Genomic DNA, 23,365 nt, shown 5'->3' with positions numbered 1-23,365 from the left:
GCGGCGGCACCACCCGCAACGCCCGGCCGCGAACGCGCCTTACGCGGCAACAGCACCACCGGGAGGCCGGGCGCTGCGCGCCCGGCCCAGCCCCGAGCATGCGGGGCGAAAGCCCACAAAGACGGCCTGCCTGCCATCCATGCCAAACCACAACACCCGCAGCGCCTGCTGGTCGGGGTGCCATGGGGAGAACAGCGCGCTGTCGAACGGGTTGCAAGAATCGGAAGCCCTTGAGATCAACCCGTCCGGCGAGGACAGGCGCTCAGGAAAGACCGGCACGCAAAGCGTTGACCCTGCTCAATGCATCACCAAAGGCACCACTGTCAAGCGTGCCATCAGCCAGCGCACGAGCCAGGGCATCAGCAGCCTGATCCCCCTGCCCCACGTCCCGAGCCGAGGCGAGAACAAGATCGTTCCCCGCCCGCGCGGCGAGCACGGCACGATTGCCGACCGACCCGTACCCCGACAACGCACCGGCTTCCAACGCGTCAGTGATCGTGACCCCGGTGAACCCGTGACGAACCCGCAGTTCCTGACCGATCACAACCGAGGACAACCCAGCAGGCCGGTTCGGATCGAGCGCGGTGTACACGGCCCACGACAACATCACAAGCTTGGCGCCAGCGGCGAACGCGTCCTGGTAAGGCACCTCGTCCACGCTCCGCAACGTCGTGAGCGGAACGGACAACGTCACAGGCTTGGCGTCGGTGTTCTCGTCGGCGTTCGCCTTGCCCAACCCCGGAAAGTGCTTCACGGTGGCGGCGACCCCCTCAGCCTGCTGCGCACGCAGATAGTTCGCCCCGAGATCACCGACCACCCCGGCGTTCGAACTGAACGACCGCTCGTACTGATCCATCAGGTCACCGGGTGCGTGGAACACGTCCAACACCGGCGCCAGGTTGACGTTCATCCCGACCCCGGCGAGGTTCTCCCCCGCACCCCGCCCCGCGGCGGTGGCCGCGGCGGCGGGGTCGGCCGAGAGCCCGACATCCTTGTGGGACAGGGCGGGTTCGCCGGGAAGGCGGCGGATCAGGCCACCTTCCTGATCCGTCATCAGCAGCAGCGGATGGGGGTTGGGGCTCTGCGCCGAAGCCGCCCGCAGCTGCTGCACGACGCCGCGGATCTGTGTGAGGCTGGAGACGTTCTCCCCGAAGAAGATCACCCCGGCGGCCTCACCGGCACGAATGCGCGCGAGGAGCGACTCGGGCGGGACCAGACCCGGATACGAGTAGATGACCCGCTGCCCCGCGGCCTGCCGCGCGTAGGCGAACGAGTCGTAGTCGGAGGCCTGGGCTGGACCGCTGACCGTCATGGCGGTGACCGCCACACCCAGTACCGCCGCGAGCAACCGACGCCTCATGAGCCCGACCTCCCTGGACGCTGGGTAGGTCAACGATAACCCGGAGTGGCGACGGAAAGAAAGTTTCCGACATTCCCGGACGTCAGGGAACGACGAGCACCGGCCAGTGACCGGCCCGGATGAGCTTCGTCGCGACCGAGCCCGCGAACCGGTGACCGGCCTTCTGCGACGCCCCGACCACCACCGTGTCCACCTGGCAGCGGTCGGCGGCGTCCCGGAGCGTGGTGTACGGGTCGCCGAACGTCTTCAGGAACGTGACCGGCACCGCCAGCTCCTCGGCGCCGGACCGGATCTGGTCCCGCAGCTCGGCGTGGAGCTTGACGATCGCGTCGTGTTCGACCGCGGCCGCCACCGCCGGGCCGAGCGCAGACAGCGCCGAGTGGCTCGCCACGAACGCGACGATCAGCCTGGCACTCTGGCGCCTCGCCATGCCGAAGGCGAAGGCCGCCGCTCGCATGGCCGTGTCGGAGCCGTCGACCCCGACGAGGATGGTCCGCGCCGAGGGGTCCCGGCGCGGACCGAACTGTTCCACAGTGGACTCGAAGGCGTTGAGCTCGGCCGCGCTGCCGCTCATCGTTCTCCCCTATCCCGCGATCGGGTCCGACACCGCCGTGTCTTCTTCCCTGGTCTCCAGGTCGATCGTCGTGCGCAGGGTGATCGGCTTGAGCAGCAGCGCCGCGATCACCCCGACCACGGCCACCGCCGCGGAGATCAGGAAGATGTGCGCCGTCGCGTCGCCGTACACGGTGTGCACTACCGTCCGCACCTCGGGCGGCAGCGCCGTCAGGTTCAACGCGCTCGTGCCACCGGTGGCCGCCTGGCCCTCCGGCACGTGCAGCGCCGCGGCCAGGTCGGCGGTGACCCGGTTGGCGAGGACCGCGCCCAGCACCGACACGCCGATGGTGCCGCCGAGCGACCGGAAGAACGTGACCGAGGCGCTCGCCGCGCCCAGGTCCTTCATCGGCACGCTGTTCTGGACCGCCAGCACCAGGTTCTGCATCGTCATGCCGACGCCGACACCGACGACCGCCATCGCGACCCCGACGATCCACAGCGACGTGGCGTGGTCGACCATCCCCAGCCCGAGGAAACCGAGCACGAGGACGACCGCGCCGACCACGATGTAGGGCTTGACCTTGCCCGACCGGCTGATCATGCGCCCGGAGACAGTCGACGACACGAGCACGCCCGCCATCATCGGGATGGTGAGCAGCCCGGCCTCTGTCGGCGTGTAGCCGCGGCCGACCTGGAAGTACTGGCCGAGGAACACCGCGCCACCGAACATGGCCATGCCGACCGCGAGGCTCGCGATGATCGCGAGCGCCGGCGTGCGCTGGACGACGATGTCGAGCGGCACGATCGGCTCCCGCACCCGCTTCTCCACCAGCACGGCGAACCCGAGGAGCAGGAGACCGCCGAGCACCATCAGCGTGGTCTGCCACGACAGCCAGTCGAACGAGTTGCCGACGAACGACACCCAGATCAAAAGGACGCTCACACCGGTCGCGATCAGGGCCGCGCCGAGGTAGTCGACCCGCACGTTCTCCCGGCGGTCCGTCTCCAGGTGCAGCGTGCGCTGCAGCACGACGAACGCGATCGCCGCGATCGGCACGCCGACGAAGAAGCACCAGCGCCACCCGAGCCACGACACGTCCACGATCAGGCCGCCGAGCAGCGGGCCGCCGACCGTGGCGACCGCCATGACCGCACCGAGCAGGCCGTTGTACTTGCCGCGCTCCCTCGGCGGGATGATCGCCGCGATCACGACCTGGACCAGCGCCTGCAGGCCGCCGATGCCGATGCCCTGGAACGCGCGGGCGGCGATGAGCTGCCCCGTGTCCTGGCTGAACCCGCTGATCATCGAGCCGATCACGAAGATCACGATCGCGACCTGGACCAGCGTCTTCTTGTTGAACAGGTCGGCGAGCTTGCCCCAGATGGGGGTCGTCGCCGTCGCCGTGAGCAGGGTGGCCGTGACCACCCACGTGTACTGCGTCTGCGTGCCGTTCAGCGAGCCGATGATCAACGGCAACGCGGTCGACACGACCGTGGAGCTGATCATGGCCACGAACAGCACTAGCAGCAGCCCCGACAGCGACTCCAGCACGCGCCGGTGGCCCATCTCGTCCCGTGTGCCGGCCTCGACCGCCTCGGCCGTCATGGCGCCCCCTTCAAGCTTCCGAACAATTCTTGCCCACTGCGCAAACTTGCACAACGCGAAGTTTATTCCCTCGCTAGGCTTGCCGTATGGAGGCCACCGAAGCCGCGGCACCGACCGCCACGCTGCGGACCCGCAAGAAGGCGGCGACCAGGCAGTCGCTGCACGAGGCGGCGCTGCGGCTCGCGATGGAACGCGGTCTCGACGGCGTCACCGTCGAGGACATCGCCGACGAGGTGGGCGTCTCGCGGCGAACGTTCTCCAACTACTTCGCCAACAAGGAGGACGCGGTCCTGCACGCGGACCGCGAGCGGACCAGGAACCTGGTGGCCCTGGTCGACGGCAGGCCAGCGGACGAACCGCCCTGGCAGGCGCTGCGGGCGGCGGTCGCCGAGCTGTACCGCGGCAGGCCCATCCCGGACCCCGGGTGGGTGGCGCAGCTGCGGCTCCTGCGCAGGCACCCGTCGCTGCTCGCGCGGCAGGCCAGCGACCAGATCACCCTCGAACGCGACCTCGCGGCGGTGCTGCGGACACGTGGCCACGGCCTCGACGCGGAACTGGCCCGGCTGATGGCGGCGACGTTCCTCGCGGCCGTGCGGACCGCGGCCGTGCTGTGGCTGGAGGACTCCGGCGAGCAGCCGCTCCCGGACCTCACGGACCGGCTGCTCGGCCGGTTCCAACCGCGTTGATCTTCGCTAGAGTGCGGTGTGGACCGAATCAGCGTGCCCGCGGAACTCGCCCTGCTCCTGGAGACCTGGCCACAGCCGGACCGGGACGAACAGGCCTTCCCGTTCGTCACCGTCGACGCGGATGGCTTCCCCCATGTGATGCTGCTGTGCACGGCGGAACTGCTCGCCACTCCGGACCGGGAGGCGCTGCTCGTCGCGGTCGCGAGCAGGAACGCACGCGCGAACCTCGCCCGCGACGGGGTCGCCACGCTCATCGCCGCTGACGGCATCGCCGCCCACTACGCGAAACTGCGCGTGCACGACACCGAGGAACACGACGGGTTCACGCTGTACTCCTGCCACGTCGCCGAGTACAAGCGCGACTCGCTCGGCATCCCGCTGCGGCCCATGGACTTCCACGCCACCAAGGAGGTCGCCGAGTCCGAGCGGTGGACGGCCACCCGCGCCGCACTGGCCCGCCGCTGCGAGACGACGTAGTGGACCTGCCCCGGGACCTGCCGCTCGAACACCGCAGCGCCGTCCGGCTGGTGGTCCTCGACGAACGCGGCCAGGTCCTGCTGTTCCACACCCGCAGCCCCGACTACCCCGAACTCGGCACGTGGTGGGAGCTGCCCGGCGGCGGCATCGACCCCGGCGAGTCCTATGTGGAGGCCGCGGTCCGCGAGCTGCGCGAGGAGACGGGCCTGGTGGCCGACACGGTCGGCCAGGCCACGTGGACCCGCACGGCCACGTTCAAGTGCCGGGGTTTCCGCCGCGTCCAGGAAGAGGTGGTCGCGACGGTCCCCGTACCGGGCGTGGCGCCGCCGATCGACGTGACCGGCCAACTGGACTACGAGGTCGACGCGTACGTGTCCGCCCGCTGGTGGCCGCGCGACGAGTTGTTGGCGAGCGGGGAACGCTTCTACCCCGGCCGCCTTCCGGCCCTGCTCCCCGCGTTCCTCGCGGGCGAGCGCATCGACGAACCCTTCGAGATGTGGTCATGACCGACGTACGAGTGGCGCACACCGCGGACCTCTCCCCCGCTGACCGCACCGCGCTCCGGGAACTGCTGGACGCCGCGTTCGACGGCGACTTCTCCGACGAGGACTGGGACCACACCCTGGGCGGCGCGCACGCACTGGCGTGGTCCGGCGAGGTGCTCGTCGGCCACGCGGCCGTCGTGCAACGCCGGTTCGTCCACGGCGGCCGGGCCCTGCGGACGGGGTACGTGGAGGGCGTCGCGGTGCGCGCGGACCACCGGCGGCTCGGCATCGGGGCCGCGGTGATGGCGCCCGTGGAACGGATCATCCGGGCGGCCTACGACCTGGGCGCGCTCAGCTCCAGCGAGATCGGCGTCCCGTTCTACGAGGCCCGCGGCTGGCAACGCTGGCAGGGCGAGACCTGGTCGCTCACCCCGGCGGGCCGTGAACGCACGGCGGACGACGACGACAGCGTCTACGTCCTCCCGGTCACCGCGATCGACCGCACCGGCCCCCTCACCTGCGACTGGCGCGACGGTGACGTGTGGTGACCCCGTCCGCTTGAGAAGGTGGAGGGATGAACGCGGACACGGGACTGCTGAGCCTGGTGTGGCCGGGCACGGGGATGGACACGCTGCTCGCCGACGAGGCGTGGGTCGCCGCGATGCTCGAGTTCGAGGTGGCGCTCGCCCGTACGCAGGCACGTCTCGGCGTGATCCCGTCGTCGGCGGTCGACCCGATCGAGGCCGCCGCGAGGCAGGAGAACATCGACGTCGCCGGGCTCGCGGTGCGGGCCCGTGGTTCGGCGAACCCGGTGGTGGCGCTGGTGCGGGAGCTGACCGCGGCGGTCGCGGACCCCGACGCGGCCGAGTACGTGCACCGCGGCTGCACCAGCCAGGACGTGCTCGACTCGGCGGCCATGCTGCTCGCCGCCCGCGCCCTGCGTGCCACCGACACCGACCTGGACCGGGTCGCCGACGCGCTGGCCCGGCTCGCCGACGAGCACCGGCACACGCCCATGGCGGCCCGCACCCTCACGCAGCAGGCGGTGCCCACCGCGTTCGGGTTGAAGGCGGCGGGTTGGCTGACGCTGGTGCTGGACGCGCGGGAGCGGCTCCGGCAGGTCCGCGCGAGCCTCCCGGTGCAGCTGGGTGGCGCGGCGGGCACGCTCGCCGCGTACCTCGAGTACGCGCGGAACGCGGGAGTGCCGCCGGAGGGCCACGCCGCGCGGCTGGTCGAGGGCGTCGCCGCGGAGCTGGGTCTGCGGGCTCCCGCCGCGCCGTGGCACACGCAGCGCACGCCGCTCGTCGACCTCGGGTGGGTCGTGGTCGCGGTGACCGGTGCGCTCGGCAAGATCGCGGTGGACGTGCTCGCCGGGACCAGGACCGAGGTCGGCGAGGTCGGCGAGCCCGCGGGCGAGCACAGCGGGCGGTCCTCGGCGATGCCGCAGAAACGCAACCCCGTGCTGGCGACGATGCTCGTGGCGGCGGCACGGCAGGCACCCGGGTACGCGCAGATGCTGGGGCAGGCCATGCTGGCGGAGGACGAGCGGTCCGCGGGTGGCTGGCAGGCGGAGTGGCAGCCACTGCGGGAGGCGTTGCGGCTCGCGGGCGGCGCCGCGCGCACGGCCGCCGAGCTGGTGGCGGGGCTGCGGGTGTTCCCGGAGCGGATGGCGGCGAACCTGTCCTCGGGCGGCGGCACGATCGTGGCGGAACGGCTGAACGCCGCGCTCGCGCCCGTGCTCGGCAAGGCGGCCGCGAAGGCGTTGCTGGGTCGGATCGCGGGCCAGGCCGCCGCGGGCGAGGGTCGTTTCGACGAACTCCTCGCCGCCGCGCCGGAGGTCGCGTCGCTCGGTGACCGGCTGCCGGAGCTGCTGGCCCCCGAGAACTACCTCGGTGCGGCGGACGAGCTGATCGACCGGGTGCTGGCCCGACGAACCTGAGTGCCCGCTCGGCGGGGTCACGGTCGCCGACCCTACGAGCCGCCACCTGACCGCGGCCCCCGTCCCGTGGTGGCCATGCGTGCTCGCGTGCGGGCCGGGGCGGACGGTGGCAGGCTCGCGATGATGTCGGCCAGCGTGTCCTCGGCCAGGCTGCGGCGCCACGCCTCGTGCGCATCGGCCATCTTCCGGGCCAGGACGCACGTGTTGCGGCAGTCCTCCGGTGGCAACGCGCCCGCACCCCGCTGGCGGATCTCCCGGCACTCGTACGGTGACGTGCCGCCGTCGACCGCCTCTACGATCGCCAACAGGGTGATCTCCGTCGCAGGCCGGCCGAGCCGGAAGCCGCCGCGCGGCCCCGTCGTCGCGGACAGGATGCCCGCGCGAACCAGCGCCTGCAGCTGTTTCGCCAGGTAGGGCGCGGGCAGGTCGTAGTACTCCGCCAACTGGGCCGCCGACGCGGTGGCACCCGGCTCCAGCTGCGCCAGCGTCGTCGCGCAGTGCAGTACCCACTCGGTGCTCACGGGCAGCTTCACCCCGCGATAGTATCCGAGATATTACGGATCAAATTAGTCCGAAATAGGAGAAAGTCATGCGGATCGCCGTCGCGGGTGCGACCGGGAACATCGGGGCGCGGACCGTCGCCGCGCTCGAGCGGGGCGGGCACGAGGTCGTACGGATCAGCCGGTCAACCGGGGTCGACCTGTTCACGGGCGACGGCCTCGACGACGCGCTCGCCGGGGTCGACGCGGTCGTCGACGCCATCAACGCGCCCGCGGGCGACCGGGACGGGACGGTGGACTACCTCGGCACCACCACCCGCACGCTGCTCGCCGCCGAGCAGCGTGCCGGCGTGCGCCACCACGTCCTGCTGTCGATCGTCGGCATCCACGACGTCGAGGGCAACGCGCACTACGCGGGCAAGCGTGAACAGGAGCGCCTGGTCGAGGCGGGCCCGGTGCCGTGGACCATCGTCCCGGCCACGCAGTTCCACGACTTCGCCGAGATGGTCGCGAGCTGGACCGAGCAGGACGGCACGGCGACGATCGCGCCACTGCTCGTACAACCCATCGCCCCCGGGGACGTCGCCGACGTCCTCGCCGAACTGGCCGTCGGCGAACCGCGCGGGCGGTACGTGGACGTCGCGGGCCCGGAACCCCAGGACCTCGTCGACATGGCCCGCCGCACCCACCAGGCCCGCGGTCGGGACGTCAGGCTCGTGCCGACGTGGCAGGGGATGTTCGGCACGCCGATGGCGGGCGAGGTGCTGCTGCCCGGCGAGAACGCGCGTCTCGCGCCCACCACGTTCGAGGAGTGGCTCGCGAAGGAGACCGGCTGACGGTGGGTGCGCCCGGTCTCACTTGTTCGCCCGCACCGCACGGCGCGTGAACCGCATGACCCCGTCGTCCACCTTGCCGTGGCGCAGGTTCACGACGTCGTGTGCGTAGCTCATGCCCAGCTGCCACGGTGCGCGCGAACCCGCGCGGGGAAACTCGTCGATCGACCGAAGCACGTAGCCCGCGTCGAAGTCGAGCAGTGGGCGTTCGGTGACCGACGGGTCGTCGTTGGCCGGCACGGCCACGTCGTGGCCGTGTTCGTCCATGTGCCGCAGCAGCCGCACGACGTACTCGCCGACGAGGTCGGCCTTCAGCGTCCACGACGCGTTCGTGTACCCGATGGTGAACACGAAGTTCGGCACGTCCGACAGCATCATTCCCTTGTACGCCATGGTCTTGGGCAGCTCGACCGCACGCCCGTCGACGATCAGCTCCATGCCGCCGAACGCCAGCAGCCGCAACCCGGTCGCGGTGACGACGACGTCCGCGTCCAGCGTGTCACCGGACTCGAGCCGCGGCCCGGTCTCGGTGAACTCCGCGATCCGGTCCGTCACCACGGAAGCACGGCCGTGGCGGATCGCGCGGAACAGGTCGCCGTCCGGGACGAGGCAGAGCCGTTGGTCCCACGGGTCGTAGCGCGGCCTGAAGTGCGTGTCGACGTCGTAGCCCGGCGGCAGCTGCCGGATCGTGGCCTTGCGGATCAGGTTCCGCACGACGTGCGGGCGACGCCGGGACAGCTGGTAGAGGAACGTGCTCATCACCACGTTCTTCCAGCGCGTGACGAAGTACGCGCGTTTCGGCCCGATCAGCCGCCGCAACGTGTTCGCGATCCTGTCCTCCGCGGGCAGCGAGAGGACGTAGGTCGGTGAGCGCTGCAGCATCGTCACGTGCGCGGCCTTCTCCGCCATCGCGGGCACGAGCGTCACGGCGGTGGCGCCACTGCCGATCACGACCACCTTCTTGCCCGTGTAGTCGAGGTCTTCCGGCCACCGCTGCGGGTGGACGACCGTGCCGCGGAACCGTGCCACGCCGGGGAAGTCCGGGGTGTGGCCGCCGTCGTAGTGGTAGTAACCGCTGCACACGTACAGGAACCGGGCGGTCAACGTCACCGGGTCGCCGTCATGGCGTGCCTCGACGGTCCACCGCGCGTCCTCCGTGGACCATGACGCGCGCACCACGCGGTGCCGGAAGCGGATGTGCCGGTCGATGCCCGCCGCCTCGGCGGTTTCCCTGACGTACGACAGGATCGAGGGCCCGTCGGCGATGGCCTTCGCCTGCGTCCACGGCTTGAACCGGTAGCCGAGGGTGTGCATGTCCGAGTCGGACCGCACGCCCGGGTACCGGAACAGGTCCCACGTGCCGCCGATCGTGTCGCGGGCCTCGAGGATCGTGTACGTCAGGCCCGGGAACGCGGTCCGCAGGTGGTGCGCGGCGCCGATGCCCGACAGCCCGGCGCCCACGATGAGAACGTCCACATCGGTGCTCATGCCTTCTCCGTCTGCCGGGCTCGCAGCCGCGACTGCAGGGTGCCGAGCACCGAGTGGTAGTGCGTCGGCGTGATGCGGGTCAGCGCGTCGAACAGGTACGCGTCGGGCCCGACGAGGATGCGTGCCTTGCCGCGCTCGACTCCCTTGTGGATGATCGCGGCCGCCTTCTCCGGCGAGGTCATGGTGATGGCCTCGAACTGCGCGGCCATCTGCTCCTTCGTCCGCCCGAGCCCCTCGGGGTCGGAGCGGATGCGGGCGTTGCGGGCGATGTTCGTGGTGATGCCGCCCGGGTGCACGGTCACCGCGCGCACGCCGGTCCCCCGCAGCTCGTGGCGCAACGACTCGGTGAAGCCGCGGACCGCGAACTTCGCCGCGCAGTACGCGCTCTGGTACGGCATGCCCGCGAGCCCGAACACGCTGGACGTGTTCACGATGACCCCGTCGTCCTGCCCGACCAGGATCGGCAGGAACGCCCGGGTGCCGTTGACGACGCCGTGGAAGTTGATGTCGTGCAGCCACTGGTCGTCCTCGGGCACCGCGTCCAGCACGGTCGAGGTCACGGCGACACCGGCGTTGTTGAACACGACGGCGAGTGGCGCGGGCAGCCAGTCCCGCACCTCGTCGGCGAACCGCCGCTGGTCGGCGGCGTCCCGCACGTCGAGCACGCGGCTCAGCACGCGGCCGGGCAACGCGGCGGCGGTCTCCTTCAGCCCGGCCTCGTCCACGTCGGCGATCGCCACCGGGGAACCCGAGCGGGCGAGGCGGACGGCGAGCGCACGGCCGATGCCGGAGGCCGCACCGGTGATCATGGCGGGGCGGCCGGTGATGCTAGGACGCGGTCGTGTCACGGGCATCGGTGCTCCTCGGCGTGCGTGCGTGGGTGTCAATGAGGTCCACCAGCCTGGGCCACGCACCCTTGGGCAGGTCGTGGCCCATGCCGGGAATGGTCTCCAGCCGTGCGCCGGTGATCGCGCGCACCGTGGCGGCGCCGCCCGTCGGGTGCACCATCCGGTCGCGGTCGCCGTGGATCACGAGCGTGGGTGCCTTGACCGACCGCAGCGACGGCGTGCGGTCCCCGGACTTCAGGATCGAGCCCAACTGCCTGCCGGTTCCGGCCGACGACGAGTCCCGGTCCCAGCCGCGGCCCGCCTGCGCACGCACCCAGTCCTCGTCGAACGGGAAGCCGTGCGAGCCGATGTGGCGGAACATCCGCACCGCGCGGTCCATCGCCGCGTCCCGCGCCTTCGGTGGTGCGGCGGCCATCAGCCGCAGTGTGGACAGCGCGGGACGTCCGGCCCGGCGCGTCCCGGTGTTCGACATGATCGACGTGAGGGTCCGCACGCGGTCCGGGTGCCGGGCCGCGACGGTCTGCGCGATCATGCCGCCCATCGACACCCCGACCACGTGGGCACTGTCAAACCCGATCGCGTCGAACAACCCGATCGTGTCCTCCGCCATGTCGGCGAGGTCGTACTGCCGCTCCGGGAACCGGCCGACCAGCATCGACCACAGCTTCGCGGGCCGGAAGTCCTCGTGCGTCGACCGGCCGATGTCCCGGTTGTCGAACCGCACGACCCGGTAGCCGCGCTCGGCGAACTGCTCGCAGAAGGCGTCCGGCCAGCTGTGGAGTTGCTGGCCGAGCCCGCCGACGAGCACGAGCGGCTCCCCGTCCCCGACCTCCTCGTAGGCGAGGGAGATTCCCCGTCCGACGGCGGCGACCTTCTCGTTCACGACCGTGCTCCCCTCGACGTGGCCTGAGTGGACCGAGTGGTCTCAGCGGCTCCGGCGGCCTCGGCGGTCCTGCGGTGCACGACCGCGAGCCCGCCCTTGCCCGGCGCGTTGGCGACCCCTCTGGAGTGCCAGCGTTCCGCCGGTTCGGTGGTCGCAGCGAGTGTGACGTCCCGGAGCACCGTCCGCAGCACGACGTTCATCTCCAGGGTCGCGAACGCCGCGCCGATGCAGCGCCGGGTGCCGCCCCCGAACGGGATCCACTCGTACAGGTCGGGTCGCGAGCCGACGAACCGGTGCGGGTCGAACCGTGCCGCGTCCGGGAACACGGCGTCGTCGTCGTGGATCAGGCCGATGCTGACGAGGATCGAGTACCCCTTCGGCACCACCCAGCGGCCCAGTTCGAGCGCGTCGGCCCTGACCTTCCTGCCGACCAGGTCGATCACCGGACGGGTCCGCTGCACCTCGATGAGCGTGGCCTCGCGCAGCCGCTTGCCGCCGGCGTCGACCTCGGCGACCAGGTCGGCGAGCACGTCCGGGTGCCGTCGCAGCCGCTCCACGGTCCACGCGAGCGTCGTCGCGGTGGTCTCGTGCCCGGCGGCGAGCAGCGTGAGCAGCTGGTCGGCGATCTCGTTGCCGGACATGGGTGAGCCGTCGTCGTAGCGGCTCTGCAGCATCATGGCGAGCACGTCGTCGCGGTCGTCGAGGTCACCGGCCCGCCGGGTCTTCTCGACGAGCCGGGCGATGACCCGGTCGTACTCGCGGCGCATCGCGAAGAACCGCGCCCACGGCCCGATCCTGCCGCCGAACTTGGGGATCGGCGCGGCGGCCAGCCGGGAGCCGAGCGTGACCAGCTTCGGCAACAGGTCCCGCAGGTCGTCGAACTCCCTGCCCTCGGCGCCGAACACCGTGCGCAGGATGGCGTTCAGCGTGATCCGCATCATCGACGGGAGCACCGGGAACGACGTGCCGATCGGCCACGACGCCATCTCCCGGACCGTCGCCTCCTCGAAGATCCGCTCGTAGGCGGCGAGCCTGCGGCCGTGGAACGGCGGCACGAGCAGCTTCCGCTGCTGTTTGTGCTCCTCCCCCATCAGCGCGAACATCGACCGGGATCCGAGCACGCGGCCGAGGTTGGGCTCGATGTTGTCCGCGAGTGCCGTGTCGGTCTGGAACAGCTGCTTGATCTCGGCGGGATCGCTGATCACCACGGCGCGGCCGAAGATCGGCACGTTGACCGTGAACGCCTTGCCGTACCGCTCCCGCAGCCGGGGCAGCCCGCGCAGCGGCATCGCCAGGGCGTAGGCGCCTTGCACGAACCGGGGTTTGGCCGGCCCTGGTGGCAGGGTCATGGTCACCTCACTGTGGTACGCAGCCGTACCATACCGACGGTACGCCCGCGTACCATCGAGCACAAGACGGGAGGTACTAGCGTGTCCACAGTGATGACCCAGCAGAGCCCGAGCACTGCCTTCCGGCAGCGTCTGCTCGACGGGCTCGCCGCGTCGATCGAGGTCGACGGGTACCGCAGCACGACTGTCGCCGACATCGTGCGCAGGGCACGTACGTCGCGGCGGACGTTCTACGAGCACTTCGACAGCAAGGAGGCGTGTTTCGTCGCGCTCCTCACCGATGCCAACACCGCGATGATTCGGGAGATCTCCGCCGCGGTGGACGCTCGGGCGCCGTGGACGCGGCAGGTGCGGCAGGCGATCACCACGTGGATCGACTGTGCGGAGTCCCAGCCTGCCATCACGTTGAGCTGGATTCGGGACGTGCCATCGTTGGGGGCCGCTGCTCGGGAGTTGCAGCGGGATGTCATGTCGGCGTTCGTGACGATGATTCAGACGCTGTGCGACACGGATGAGTGGCGTGCTGTTCGTACCGAGCCTGTTTCCGAGCAGTTGGCGCTTATTTTGCTTGGGGGGCTTCGGGAGTTGATCGCTACTACCGTTGAGGACGGGCGCCGGGTCAGTGAGATGAGCGAGGTTGCCGTTCGGGCTTCGATCGCTTTGCTCGGGCCGTCGGGGTTCCCTCCGGGGGGTCCTCGCCGGACTGGCTGATCTCGGGGAGGCGGCCTCACGATTCGGGCTTGTTGTGGTTTGGCGAGGATGGGTCTGCCTGCAGGCCGTCTTTGTGGGCTAGCGCCCAGTTTTCGGTGGTGGCCGGGTGCTGAAGGGGGCCTTCAGGGGAGTACCTCATGGGCCATGGTCAGCGCTTTGGCCTGGTATGGCGGTAGGTCCTCGCCTTCGGTGACCACTTCCACCAGCCAGCGCTGTTGCAGTTCCCACCACAGCCGGGACGCCAGGGCGCCGCGTGCCGACAGTACGTCCGTTTCCGGGTCGACCACCAGGACGTAGAGCCACGTCGCGCCGTCCTGGGCGTCGGCCAGGGGTTCTCGCCACGCTCGGCACAGACGGCGGGCGCCGTGGGTGGGTACTGCCGCCGCCAGTACCTCGTCCGCGCGGGACGGGTCCGGTGCGGTGGCCGGGGCCGTCGCGTGGAAGCGGTACGGCGGTGGTGGTGCCTCGTCGACGATCGGCACGTCGTCCAGGTCCGGGTTGCCCGGGTCGTCCAGCGTGGCGCGGATCAGGTCCTGCTCCTCGAGGGTGATGGCGACACCCTCGAGGGCAAGACCCAGCAGCAACGCGGACTCGGCGATCTCCGTCTCACCGGCGGCGTAGTGGTCGCGCACGGCGTCGAGCACGTCGTCGGACAGCCGGCCCGCCAGCCGCGCGTACACGGCCGCCACCGCCGCGTTGGTCTGCACATCCATGAGACCCAGAACTATATGGGCTCAGGGGTACTCCGTGACGTAGATCGGCACGCCGACCTTCGTCGTGTCGGCCGCGTCGCCGACGCCGTTGACCACGTGGTCGATGACGCCCGCGCTCAGGTTCACGGTCATGATGTGGTGCAACCGCACGCCCGGCCGGTTCGGCACCTCGAAACCGTTCTCCGTGTGGATCGACGGGTTGTTCTGGTTGAACACGTACACACCCGCGCCGTACAGCGTGTGGGTGCGGACGCGGTCGCCGACCTTGTACCCGGCGAAGCCCTCGACGTCGCCGTTCATCCAGTCCGCCTGCGTCGGCGGGTCGTAGGGCAGCTCGTTCTGGTACAGGACCGTCGTGCCGCGCTCGCCGTTCCACACCGTGTTGTACCGCTGGAAGTGCTCGACGAACAGGCCGGTCGCCGTCACGTCGTCGCCGTTGATCACCGCGCCGGTGCGACCGGTGTTGGTGTGCCAGCGTTCGGTGTCGGTGAAGCCCTCGACGCCGTGGTCGCCGCGCCACACCCACGTGTGGTCGATGAGCACGTCGTCGCTGTTGACCTCCAGCGCGGTGTCCGTCTTGCCGACGTGCGGGCCGCCCACGCGGAAGTACACGTCGGACAGCGTGGTCGGATTGCGTGAGTCGCTGTGGCCGTGGCCGTGTTTCTTGCCGACCCGCAGCAGCACCGGCGACTCCTCCAGCCCGGCGTCGATCGTCACGCCCGCGACGACCACGCCGGGCACGTCGGACACCTCGAGCGGCACCGCGCCGCCGACGGCGGTCAACGTGGCGTGGCCGAGCCCGAGGACGACCGTGCCGGGGCGTTTCACCGCGATGGTGCGGTCGACGTCGTACACGCCGGGTGTGAGCAGCAGGTGCCTGCCGCGCGCCAGCTGGGTGTTGATCTCGCGCACCGAGTCGTCCGGGCTCGCGACGAAGAAGTCCGACAGGGACAGCGTGCGGCCCGGTGTCATGCCGCTCCCCCACGAGATGCCGCGGCTGTTCCGCTGCGCCGACGGCACGCGGACCTGGTAGCGGCCACGCGAGTCGACGTACAGGTACGGCTTCTCGCGGCTCACCGGGGTGGTGTCGAGCGTCGTGTACGGCGGCGACGGGAACGTGGCGTCGTCCGGTGCACCCACGACACCCGCGAACACCTGGTTCCACACGCCGTTGGACCAGCTCTCGACCTCGCTGTTGCGGGTGAGCCACTGCTGCTGCGAACCGTTGGTGGTGGCGGGCAGCCGGGAGTCGGCGATGAAGCCGCCGCTCGCGTACTGCGGGCCCGCGGTGCAGTAGTCCATGAGGGACAGGCCGCCGCCGCGGATGTTCATCCGCCGCAACGACACGGCCTGCGACACGGCCCAGAAGTTGGCCGACGCGCGGCAGCCGTCCTGGCCCGCCGCGTTGATGTCGATGGTCAGGTTGGACAGGGTCCGCCAGAAGTTGACCAGTGCGAGGCAGTTGCTCGTGCCGCCGTCCGCGAGGCAGCGGTTGTAGGCCTCGACCTTGCCGTTGATCACCACATCGGTCGGCGACGCGCCGAGCCCGACGATCTCGGTGTAGTAGCCGACCTTGATCCGCAGCGGATGTTCCTCGGTGCCGTAGGTGCCCGGCTTGAAGAGGAACGCCTGCCGCGCGGTGCCCATCTCGGCGTCGACCTGGGCGGCGTGCGTCGCGTCGAGGGTGGCCTGGATCTGCTCGACCGGCATGTCCGGGTCGAAGACCGTGACGTTGGGGCCGAGGTTCTGCGGCGCGGGGCCGTGCGGGGCCGCGCCCGCACTGCCGGTGAACATGGCGGTCATGGCCAGTACGAGGGTGACCACCTGACAACTCCGTCGGTTCATACTTTTCTTCCTGTCAGCCGTGGAAGCGCTCTCACGTTGTACTCCATGAAGCGCTCCGACGGAACCGCCAGAAGTCACAACGGCTGCGCGATCACGACCCGGTTCTCCTCGTAGCCGTCACTGCCGCCGACCCAGCGGCCACCGCACGTGACGAGCACGAGCCGGTGCGGGCCGTCCTGGCCGAACAGCTCCCGCGCACGGGCGGGCAGCTGGTCCTTGTGCACCGTGACCAGCCTGCTGACCCGGTAGCGGTGGGCAGCGCCCGCCGGGTCGACGACGGTGACCACGTCGCCGACCCGGGACTCCCACAGCTCGGCGAACGGTCCGGTCGCGCCCTTCCAGTTCACGTGCCCGGCGAGCACGGTCGCGCCCGAGGAGCCGTCGAGGGCGGCACCCCACCAGGTGGCCTCGCGCACGCCCTCGGGGACCGGGAGCACCCCGTCGACCACGTCCGCGCGCACCAGCGTGGCGGTGCCGCCCTGGGCGAGGCGAACCGTGCCGGGAGCCTGCTCGCGCGGCGGCGCTGGCGGCGGCGGCTTCGGTTTCGGGGTCGTCCGCGGCGGTGGCGGCGGCTCCGCGGCCGGGGTCGCGGGTATGGCGGCCGGTGGTTCGGCGGGGACGATGGCCTTGCGCGCTGGTGGTGCCGGGTGCACGACGGCGGTTGGCGTGCCGACGACGGGTCCCGGCGCGGCGGTCAGGGCGGCGCTGACGGCGGCGATCACGGCGGCCATCGCCACCACCGGCATGACGACCGGGCGGGAACGCACCGCCTCCCGGGACCAGTCGTCCCAGGCCGCGGCCTCCTCGTCGGCCCAGGCGGGCCGGGGCTGCGGTGGGGCGCCGTGCCAGAGGTCGTCGTCGAGCAGCACCGCACGTGACGCGGCGTCGAGTGAGGCGGGATCGGGCTCGGGCGGCACGGTCAGCCCTGGTGTTCGCCTGACGCGCGGCGGCGGGCCAGGTGCAGGACGAGCACGCCGGCGCCGACCACCACCGCGACGAGCACGATCCAGCCGCCGCCGGACATCCGCTGCTCGACCGCGGCCTGGGCGACGGGCATGTCCGACGAGTCGCCCGCGGGGATGGTGCTCGGCAGCTGTGGCGTCGTGGTCGTGGTGGTCGTGGGCGGCGGGGTCGCGGTGGTCTCGGCGTTCGCGGTCAGTTCCTTCTCGCCACCCGTGCTGACGATGCGCTGTGTGTCGACCTGCACCGCCTGCTGCACCACCGGCACCTCGGCGGGGCTCGCGAGGGTGATGGCCAGCCGGGGCGCGGCGCCGGTCGGGGTGACCGCGAGCGCGAGGGGTTCGGTCGTGGTGGTGACGGTGCCGGAGGTGACCTGCTTGCCCGACGCGTCGGTGAAGGTGGCGTCGGTGGCTTCGACGGTCACGGGGACGTCCGCGACACCGGTGCCCGCCGCGTTCTTCACCGTGATGGGCCAGTCGGCGACGGCGCCGATGGTCTGCGGCTCCTCCGGCGCGGCGACGGCCGCCGTCCACGGCCCGCGGTTGGCGGCGGCGTCGGCCTTGAGCGCGTCCACGGCCGTGCGTGCGGCCGGCGGCAGCTTCGCGAGGTGGAACGGCGCGTCGTAGGCGATGTGCCGGAAGTCGTTGGCGGGGTCGAGCTGGCCGGGGTTCCGCGGGCCCGCGGTCCAGCTGTGCAGCAGGTGCGCGAGCGCGGCGGCCTCGTCGGCGTCCTCGGTGTCGGCGTGGCGCAGCAGCAGGTAGGAGATGTCGGCGGCCACGTCCGGCGCGAGGTCGGTGCCCCACTTGGTCTTCAGCGCCGCGCCGGGCCGGTACTGCTCGTCGCTGTCCGGGGCCAGGTACGCGAACTGCACGCACCAGACCTGCTTGCCCGCGACCACATAGGACCCGAGCCAGTCGGAGGCGTCCGGGTTGCCCTTGTACGGCTGGGCGGGCGAGGTCTGGTGGCCCACCCCCAGCCGCACCTCGGCGGCCGCGAGGGGCGCGGCGGCGAGCGAAGCGGTGACGACCACAGCGGCAGCCGCGACGAGCTGCTTCCCGGTGAGCACGTGGAAAGCTTTCTAGCCCGACCCCGATGGCGACAATCCGCCACCAGTGGGGTCGGTGATCACTCGGCCATACCAACGCGCCTCACGGAGAGCGACGGTCAGGCGTTGCGCTCCTCGGCGGCGCGGACCTTCTCACGGACCTCGTCCATGTCCAGGTCGCGCACCTTGCCGATCAGGTCGGCCAGCGCCGGCGCGGGCAGGGCACCCGGCTGCGCGTACACGACGACCCCGTCCCGCACGATCATCAGCGTCGGGATCGACTGGATGCCGAACGCCTGCGCGAGCTCCACCTCGGCCTCGGTGTCGACCTTCCCGAACGTGAGGTCCGGGTTCTGCTCGGCGGCGTCCTCGAACACCGGCGCGAACATCCGGCACGGGCCACACCAGGCCGCCCAGAAGTCGACGAGCACCGTGCCTTCACCGCTGATGGTGTCGCCGAAGTTGTCCTTCGTCAGTTCGACTGTCGCCACTGCTCCTCCTTCGTGTACTTCGTACAGCGTTCGCGCGGGCCGGTTCATTCCCCGCCGTGGCCGGGTTCCCGTTCCCGGGCTGGTCAGCCGTCGCGCTAGGTTCACGGTATGCGCGATCCCGCGGCCTTGATCTTCGACCTGGACGGCACGCTCGCCGACACGGCCACGATCGGGCGGGCCGCGCTCGTCGCCACCGTCGCCGCCTTCGGCATCACCCCCACGGGCACCGCGATGGCCGCCGACGGGTCCGCGTTCGCCGAGCGGGTGCGGCGCATGCGCGCCAACGGCGACCTCGACGACGCCGTCACCGACGCCGACCTCTTCACCGAGTGCGACCGGCAGGTCATCGCCAGGGTGCGTGACGTCCGGCCCGTGCCCCCCGTCGTCGCCATCCTCCGCCGGGCGCACGGGCGCACCCCCATGGCGCTGGCGACGGGCAGCACCGCCCCCGTCACCGCCGCCGTGCTCGACGCCGTCGGGCTCACGGGCGTGTTCGACGCGATCGTCACGCGGGACGACGTCGACCGTGGCAAGCCCGCACCCGACACCTTCCTCCGTGCCGCGTCCTTGCTGGGGGTGGCACCCGGACGGTGCCTCGTCTACGAGGACTCCCCTGTCGGCCTGGCCGCCGCGGCAGCCGCCGGGATGTCCGCTGTGGACGTGCGGAACCTGCCGAGTTGAGGAACTTTCGGCGGCATGTCACCGTTCACCGGGTATCCGCGCCGACGAGCATGAGAGGACCATGGACCCGTCCCGAAGTACCGGTGTCCACATCGGACACCGCACCCTGACGAGCCCAGCCGCCGGTGATCACCCGGCATGATCACCATCCTCACGGTTCTCGCCGGCATGGCGGTCGTGTTCGCGCTGACCGTGCTCACCGGCTACTTCGTCGCGCAGGAGTTCGGCTACATGGCCGTCGACCGGGCGCGGCTCAAGGCCCGTGCCGCCGACGGCGACGCGGGCGCCGAACGTGCGCTCGGGATCACGCGGCGCACCTCGTTCATGCTCTCCGGCGCCCAGCTCGGCATCACCGTGACCGGGCTGCTCGTCGGCTACGTCGCGGAACCGCTCGTCGGCGCCGGCATCGGTGAGCTGCTCGGCGGGGTCGGTGTCCCGCAGGCGGTCGGGGTGGCCGTGGGCACCGTGTTCGCGTTGTTGTTCTCCACGGTCGTGCAGATGGTGTTCGGTGAGCTGTTCCCGAAGAACCTCGCCATCGCTCGACCGGAACCGGTCGCCCGGCGGCTCGCGTGGTCGACCGCGCTGTACCTGTCCGTGTTCGGGTGGCTGATCCGGCTGTTCGACCACGCGTCGAACCTGCTGCTCAAGGCGGTACGGATCGAACCGGTGCACGACGTGGAGCACGCGGCCACCCCGCGCGACCTCGAACACATCGTCGCGGCGTCCCGGGACAGCGGCGACCTGCCCGCCGAGCTGTCCACGCTGCTCGACCGCACCCTGGACCTGCACGAGCGGACCGCCGAGCACGCCATGATCCCGCGCACGTCGGTCACCACGGTGCACGGCGGCGCGCCGGTGTCGGACGCGCTCGAGGTGATGGCCGCGTCCCACTCGCGGCTCCCGGTCCTCGGCGCGGACGTGGACGACGTCGTCGGCATCGTGCGCCTGCGCGACCTGCTCGCGCTCACCGAACTCGACCTGCCGGTCCGCGACGTGGCCCGGCCCGCCGTGATGGTGCCCGAGTCGCTGCCGCTGCCCGCGGTCCTCGCCCGGTTGCGGGAGGCGGACGAGCAGTTCGGGTGCGTCGTCGACGAGTACGGCGGCCTCGCCGGGGTGATCACCGTCGAGGACATCGCCGAGGAGCTGGTCGGCGAGATCGCCGACGAGCACGACCGCGAGGCCGCGCCCGCGCCCGCGCTGCGCGACGGCACGTGGACGCTGCCCGGCGCGACCCACCTCGACGAGGTCGAGCGCCTGATCGGCCACGACCTGCCCGACGGCGACTACGAAACGGTCGCCGGGCTGGTCATGTCGGAGCTGCAACGGCTGCCCGACCTGGGCGACACGGTCGAGATCACGCTGCGCAAGCCGCCCGGCACGCCCCGGCCGACGGTCACGATCACCGTCGACGCGATCGCCCGCCGGGTGCCGGGGACCGTGTCGATCAAGCTCGGGGAGGCGGCGCGATGAGCGGTCTCAGCACGTGGCTCGCGTTGACGATCTCGGCCGGGATCGTCGTGCTGAGCGCGTTCTTCGTCGCCATCGAGTTCGCGCTGGTCGCCGCCCGGCGCCACCGGCTGGCCGAGGCGGCGGAGAAGAGCGTCGCCGCGCGGGCCGCGCTCGCCAGCGCCCGTGACCTGTCGCTGCTGCTCGCCGGGTCGCAGCTGGGGATCACCCTGTGCACGCTCGCGCTCGGCGCCATCACCAAACCGGCCGTGCACCACCTGATGACGCCGCTGTTCACCGGCTGGGGCCTGCCCGAGGTGACGGCGGACGTGATCGCGTTCGTGCTCTCGCTGATCGTGGTCACGTTCGTGCACCTGGTAGTCGGCGAGATGGCGCCCAAGTCGTGGGCCATCGCGCACCCGGAGCGGTCCGCGACGCTGCTCGCGATCCCCATGCGCGGCTTCATGTGGCTGACCCGCCCGGTGCTGGTCGCGCTCAACGGCGCCGCGAACCGGTGCCTGCGCCGCGTCGGGGTGGAGCCGGTGGACGAGATGTCGGAAGGCCGCGGCCCGGACGACCTGCGCCAACTGCTCGACCACTCGGCCAGGGCGGGCGCGCTGGACGCGGCACGGCACGAACGCCTCGCGGCGGCGCTCGAGGCGCACGTACGTCCACTGAGGACGATCATGCGGCCGATCACGGAGCTGGCCGAGGTGCCGCCGGACGCCGGTCCCGCCGACATCGCCCGCGTGGCGCACGAGACCGGTCACCTCCGGCTCGTCGTGCGCGCGCACGGGCAACCGCTGGGTGTCGTCCACGTCCGCGACGCCGTCACCCGCCGGGACGGCTCCGCCGCCGACCTGATGCGCCCGGTGCGCACACTGTCCGCGGACACGCCGATGTACGCGGCGCTCAGCACGATGCGCGAGTCCCGCGACCACCTGGCCCTCGTCGAGGACGGTAGCGGGCTCGCCGGGCTGGTCACGCTGCAGGACCTGCTCGACCGCCTGTTGCTCCCGGAGACACCGGGCTGACGGCGGCCGGGCCGGGCCGGGCACGCACCGGCCTGCCGAGTGCGATGCCGGCCAGCACGAGGGCCAGCCCGCACAGCTGCCGCAGGCTCAGCACCTCCCCGGCCACCACCGTGCCGAGCAGCACGCCCGTCACCGGGTTCAGCAGGCCGACGAGCCCGACCGTGCCCGCGTCGAGGTGGCGCAGGCCGCCGAACCACGCGGCGAACGCGAGCGCGGTCGCGACCACCGCCACGTACAGGAAGCCGAGCACGGCCGGGCCGTCGAGCGTGGGCGGCGCGCCCTCCACCGCCACCGCGACCGGCAGCAGCACGAGCCCGCCCGCCACGAGCTGCCACGACGTCAGGGACAGCACTCCGACGTCGGCGCGGAGGTCCGTGCTCCACTTCTTCGTCAGCACGTACCCGAGGGACGACATGGTCATCGCCGCCACGGACGCCAGTACGCCGCGGACGTCGGTCGCCACCGCGCCCGTGAACAGCATCAAGGCGACGCCCGCGATGCCGAGCGCGGCGCCCGCGAGGTGCCGGGACCGGGGCGGGGCCGCCAGCAGCAGCCACGCGAACAGCATCATCACGACCGGCGAGGTCGCCATGACCGTCGACGCGACACTCGTCGGCAGCAGCTGGGCGGCCAGGTAGATCAGCACGAAGAACGCACCCACGTTCAGCGTGCCGAGCACCAGCGACCGCCACCACCACGACCCTGACGGCAGCCTGCGGCACGCCGCGAGCAGCACCAACCCGGCAGGCAGCGCCCGCAGCAGCGCCCCGTACAGCGGCGAGTCCGCGGGCAGGAACTCGCGCGTGACGTAGTAGTTGGAGCCCCACGCGATCGGCGCGACGGCGGTGATCGCCACCCATCGCAAACTGGCTTCCATGGAAGCTATAGTACCTTCCCGGGAAGCTACAATCCGTGTATGCCGCCCGACCACGTCGCACGCATCCAGGCCGAGTGGGCGCGCGAACGCCCCGACCTCGACGTCAGCCCGCAGGGCGTGATCGGCCGCCTGCACCGGCTCGCGAACCATCTCACCGACCAACTCCTGGTCGTGTACCGGCGGTTCGGCCTCGGCGAAGGCGACTTCGACGTGCTCGCCACGCTCCGCCGCGCGGGCCCGCCGTTCGAGCGCGCACCCGGAGAGCTGGCCCAGTTCACGATGGTCACGACCGGCGCGATGACCAAGCGCATCGACCGCCTGGAACGCGACGGCCTGGTCACCCGCAGGCGCAGCACCACCGACGGCCGCGGCCGGGTCGTCGCGCTCACACAGGCCGGCCGCGAGCTGATCGACAAGGCGTTCACCGAGCACATGCGCAACGAGCGGCGCCTGCTCGACGGGCTGTCCCCCGAGGACGCGGCGGCGCTCGAGGCCCTGCTCACGACGTGGCTCGCCCGGTTCGAGACACCGTGAGCCCCATACTGGGCGGCCT

General features: G+C 71.5%; 25 protein-coding genes. 11 read left to right on the top strand and 14 right to left on the bottom strand.

The features are described from left to right. Positions 1–262 precede the first annotated feature (262 nt). The 3 genes from ACIBVP_RS04435 to ACIBVP_RS04425 form a co-directional block, all read right to left on the bottom strand. Positions 263–1,360: a glycoside hydrolase family 3 N-terminal domain-containing protein gene (locus ACIBVP_RS04435; RefSeq protein WP_396104531.1), complete on the bottom strand. Its 1,098-nt coding sequence runs from the start codon at positions 1,358–1,360 to the stop codon at positions 263–265. Between the two features lie 82 nt (positions 1,361–1,442). Further along, entirely contained in the window at positions 1,443–1,934 is a 492-nt protein-coding gene (locus tag ACIBVP_RS04430) for a universal stress protein (protein ID WP_396104530.1), read from the bottom strand. Between the two features lie 9 nt (positions 1,935–1,943). After that, positions 1,944–3,521 carry an MFS transporter gene (locus ACIBVP_RS04425; RefSeq protein ID WP_396104529.1) on the bottom strand — a complete coding sequence of 526 codons (1,578 nt, stop codon included), beginning with the start codon at positions 3,519–3,521 and terminating at the stop codon, positions 1,944–1,946. 86 nt (positions 3,522–3,607) lie between these two features. On the opposite strand from ACIBVP_RS04425, the gene ACIBVP_RS04420 reads away from it, so the two are divergent. The 5 genes from ACIBVP_RS04420 to pcaB are packed head-to-tail and all read left to right on the top strand — an operon-like array spanning position 3,608 to position 7,108. After that, positions 3,608–4,207, top strand: a complete 600-nt coding sequence (locus ACIBVP_RS04420; protein WP_396104528.1) for a TetR/AcrR family transcriptional regulator — start codon at positions 3,608–3,610, stop codon at positions 4,205–4,207. Positions 4,208–4,225: 18 nt separating this feature from the next. Further along, positions 4,226–4,684 (top strand): hypothetical protein, encoded by a 459-nt coding sequence (locus ACIBVP_RS04415; RefSeq protein WP_396104527.1) that lies wholly within the window; start codon positions 4,226–4,228, stop codon positions 4,682–4,684. After that, positions 4,684–5,190: an NUDIX hydrolase gene (locus ACIBVP_RS04410; protein ID WP_396104526.1), complete on the top strand. Its 507-nt coding sequence runs from the start codon at positions 4,684–4,686 to the stop codon at positions 5,188–5,190. Before ACIBVP_RS04415 ends, ACIBVP_RS04410 begins: the two co-directional genes overlap by 1 nt. Then, a complete protein-coding gene (locus ACIBVP_RS04405; protein WP_396104525.1) occupies positions 5,187–5,717 on the top strand; it encodes a GNAT family N-acetyltransferase in 531 nt (176 codons plus the stop codon). Before ACIBVP_RS04410 ends, ACIBVP_RS04405 begins: the two co-directional genes overlap by 4 nt. A gap of 26 nt (positions 5,718–5,743) precedes the next feature. Beyond that, on the top strand, positions 5,744–7,108 hold the full coding sequence (gene pcaB, locus ACIBVP_RS04400) for a 3-carboxy-cis,cis-muconate cycloisomerase (protein WP_396104524.1): 1,365 nt from the start codon (positions 5,744–5,746) through the stop codon (positions 7,106–7,108). A gap of 32 nt (positions 7,109–7,140) precedes the next feature. Here pcaB and ACIBVP_RS04395 read toward each other — a convergent pair whose 3' ends face one another. Further along, a complete protein-coding gene (locus ACIBVP_RS04395; protein WP_396104523.1) occupies positions 7,141–7,641 on the bottom strand; it encodes an RrF2 family transcriptional regulator in 501 nt (166 codons plus the stop codon). 56 nt (positions 7,642–7,697) lie between these two features. On the opposite strand from ACIBVP_RS04395, the gene ACIBVP_RS04390 reads away from it, so the two are divergent. Beyond that, complete coding sequence (locus ACIBVP_RS04390) at positions 7,698–8,444, top strand: SDR family oxidoreductase (protein ID WP_396104522.1); 747 nt, start codon at positions 7,698–7,700, stop codon at positions 8,442–8,444. Between the two features lie 18 nt (positions 8,445–8,462). Here ACIBVP_RS04390 and ACIBVP_RS04385 read toward each other — a convergent pair whose 3' ends face one another. From ACIBVP_RS04385 to ACIBVP_RS04370, 4 genes are read right to left on the bottom strand one after another with little or no spacing between them, the layout of a single operon-like run. After that, positions 8,463–9,929: a flavin-containing monooxygenase gene (locus ACIBVP_RS04385; RefSeq protein WP_396104521.1), complete on the bottom strand. Its 1,467-nt coding sequence runs from the start codon at positions 9,927–9,929 to the stop codon at positions 8,463–8,465. Then, positions 9,926–10,783 (bottom strand): SDR family NAD(P)-dependent oxidoreductase, encoded by an 858-nt coding sequence (locus tag ACIBVP_RS04380; protein WP_396104520.1) that lies wholly within the window; start codon positions 10,781–10,783, stop codon positions 9,926–9,928. The genes ACIBVP_RS04385 and ACIBVP_RS04380 overlap by 4 nt, the downstream gene beginning before the upstream one ends. Next, complete coding sequence (locus ACIBVP_RS04375) at positions 10,758–11,660, bottom strand: alpha/beta fold hydrolase (protein ID WP_396104519.1); 903 nt, start codon at positions 11,658–11,660, stop codon at positions 10,758–10,760. The genes ACIBVP_RS04380 and ACIBVP_RS04375 overlap by 26 nt, the downstream gene beginning before the upstream one ends. After that, positions 11,657–13,009, bottom strand: a complete 1,353-nt coding sequence (locus ACIBVP_RS04370; protein WP_396104518.1) for a cytochrome P450 — start codon at positions 13,007–13,009, stop codon at positions 11,657–11,659. Before ACIBVP_RS04370 ends, ACIBVP_RS04375 begins: the two co-directional genes overlap by 4 nt. Before the next feature lie 93 nt (positions 13,010–13,102). Here ACIBVP_RS04370 and ACIBVP_RS04365 point away from each other — a divergent pair, with 93 nt between their 5' ends. Then, positions 13,103–13,720, top strand: a complete 618-nt coding sequence (locus ACIBVP_RS04365; protein WP_396104933.1) for a TetR/AcrR family transcriptional regulator — start codon at positions 13,103–13,105, stop codon at positions 13,718–13,720. A gap of 122 nt (positions 13,721–13,842) precedes the next feature. Here ACIBVP_RS04365 and ACIBVP_RS04360 read toward each other — a convergent pair whose 3' ends face one another. The 5 genes from ACIBVP_RS04360 to trxA all read right to left on the bottom strand — a co-directional run bounded on the left by ACIBVP_RS04360 (position 13,843) and on the right by trxA (position 18,774). Further along, entirely contained in the window at positions 13,843–14,433 is a 591-nt protein-coding gene (locus ACIBVP_RS04360; RefSeq protein WP_396104517.1) for a hypothetical protein, read from the bottom strand. 21 nt (positions 14,434–14,454) lie between these two features. Continuing rightward, positions 14,455–16,257, bottom strand: a complete 1,803-nt coding sequence (locus ACIBVP_RS04355; protein WP_396104516.1) for a hypothetical protein — start codon at positions 16,255–16,257, stop codon at positions 14,455–14,457. 95 nt (positions 16,258–16,352) lie between these two features. Continuing rightward, positions 16,353–17,024 carry a class F sortase gene (locus ACIBVP_RS04350; RefSeq protein ID WP_396104932.1) on the bottom strand — a complete coding sequence of 224 codons (672 nt, stop codon included), beginning with the start codon at positions 17,022–17,024 and terminating at the stop codon, positions 16,353–16,355. Between the two features lie 173 nt (positions 17,025–17,197). Then, entirely contained in the window at positions 17,198–18,304 is a 1,107-nt protein-coding gene (locus ACIBVP_RS04345; protein ID WP_396104515.1) for a hypothetical protein, read from the bottom strand. A 98-nt stretch (positions 18,305–18,402) separates the two neighbouring features. Next, a complete protein-coding gene (gene trxA / locus ACIBVP_RS04340) occupies positions 18,403–18,774 on the bottom strand; it encodes a thioredoxin (RefSeq protein ID WP_396104514.1) in 372 nt (123 codons plus the stop codon). 108 nt (positions 18,775–18,882) lie between these two features. On the opposite strand from trxA, the gene ACIBVP_RS04335 reads away from it, so the two are divergent. From ACIBVP_RS04335 to ACIBVP_RS04325, 3 genes are all read left to right on the top strand, one after another. Further along, positions 18,883–19,455, top strand: a complete 573-nt coding sequence (locus ACIBVP_RS04335) for an HAD family hydrolase (protein WP_396104513.1) — start codon at positions 18,883–18,885, stop codon at positions 19,453–19,455. A gap of 138 nt (positions 19,456–19,593) precedes the next feature. Then, positions 19,594–20,925 carry a hemolysin family protein gene (locus tag ACIBVP_RS04330; protein ID WP_396104512.1) on the top strand — a complete coding sequence of 444 codons (1,332 nt, stop codon included), beginning with the start codon at positions 19,594–19,596 and terminating at the stop codon, positions 20,923–20,925. Next, positions 20,922–21,935 carry a hemolysin family protein gene (locus ACIBVP_RS04325; RefSeq protein ID WP_396104511.1) on the top strand — a complete coding sequence of 338 codons (1,014 nt, stop codon included), beginning with the start codon at positions 20,922–20,924 and terminating at the stop codon, positions 21,933–21,935. The genes ACIBVP_RS04330 and ACIBVP_RS04325 overlap by 4 nt, the downstream gene beginning before the upstream one ends. Here ACIBVP_RS04325 and ACIBVP_RS04320 read toward each other — a convergent pair. After that, complete coding sequence (locus ACIBVP_RS04320) at positions 21,883–22,812, bottom strand: EamA family transporter (protein WP_396104510.1); 930 nt, start codon at positions 22,810–22,812, stop codon at positions 21,883–21,885. The two genes, ACIBVP_RS04325 and ACIBVP_RS04320, sit on opposite strands and share 53 nt — an antisense overlap. Before the next feature lie 39 nt (positions 22,813–22,851). Between ACIBVP_RS04320 and ACIBVP_RS04315 the strand changes: the two genes are divergently transcribed. After that, the gene (locus ACIBVP_RS04315; RefSeq protein ID WP_396104509.1) at positions 22,852–23,346 is read left to right on the top strand and encodes a MarR family winged helix-turn-helix transcriptional regulator; all 495 of its coding nucleotides are present in this window, start codon (positions 22,852–22,854) and stop codon (positions 23,344–23,346) included. Positions 23,347–23,365: the final 19 nt, after the last annotated feature.

The sequence above is a fragment of the Actinophytocola sp. NPDC049390 genome, from assembly GCF_044466355.1.
Classification (GTDB): domain Bacteria; phylum Actinomycetota; class Actinomycetes; order Mycobacteriales; family Pseudonocardiaceae; genus Actinophytocola.
This window is presented reverse-complemented; position numbering and strand designations above follow the sequence as displayed.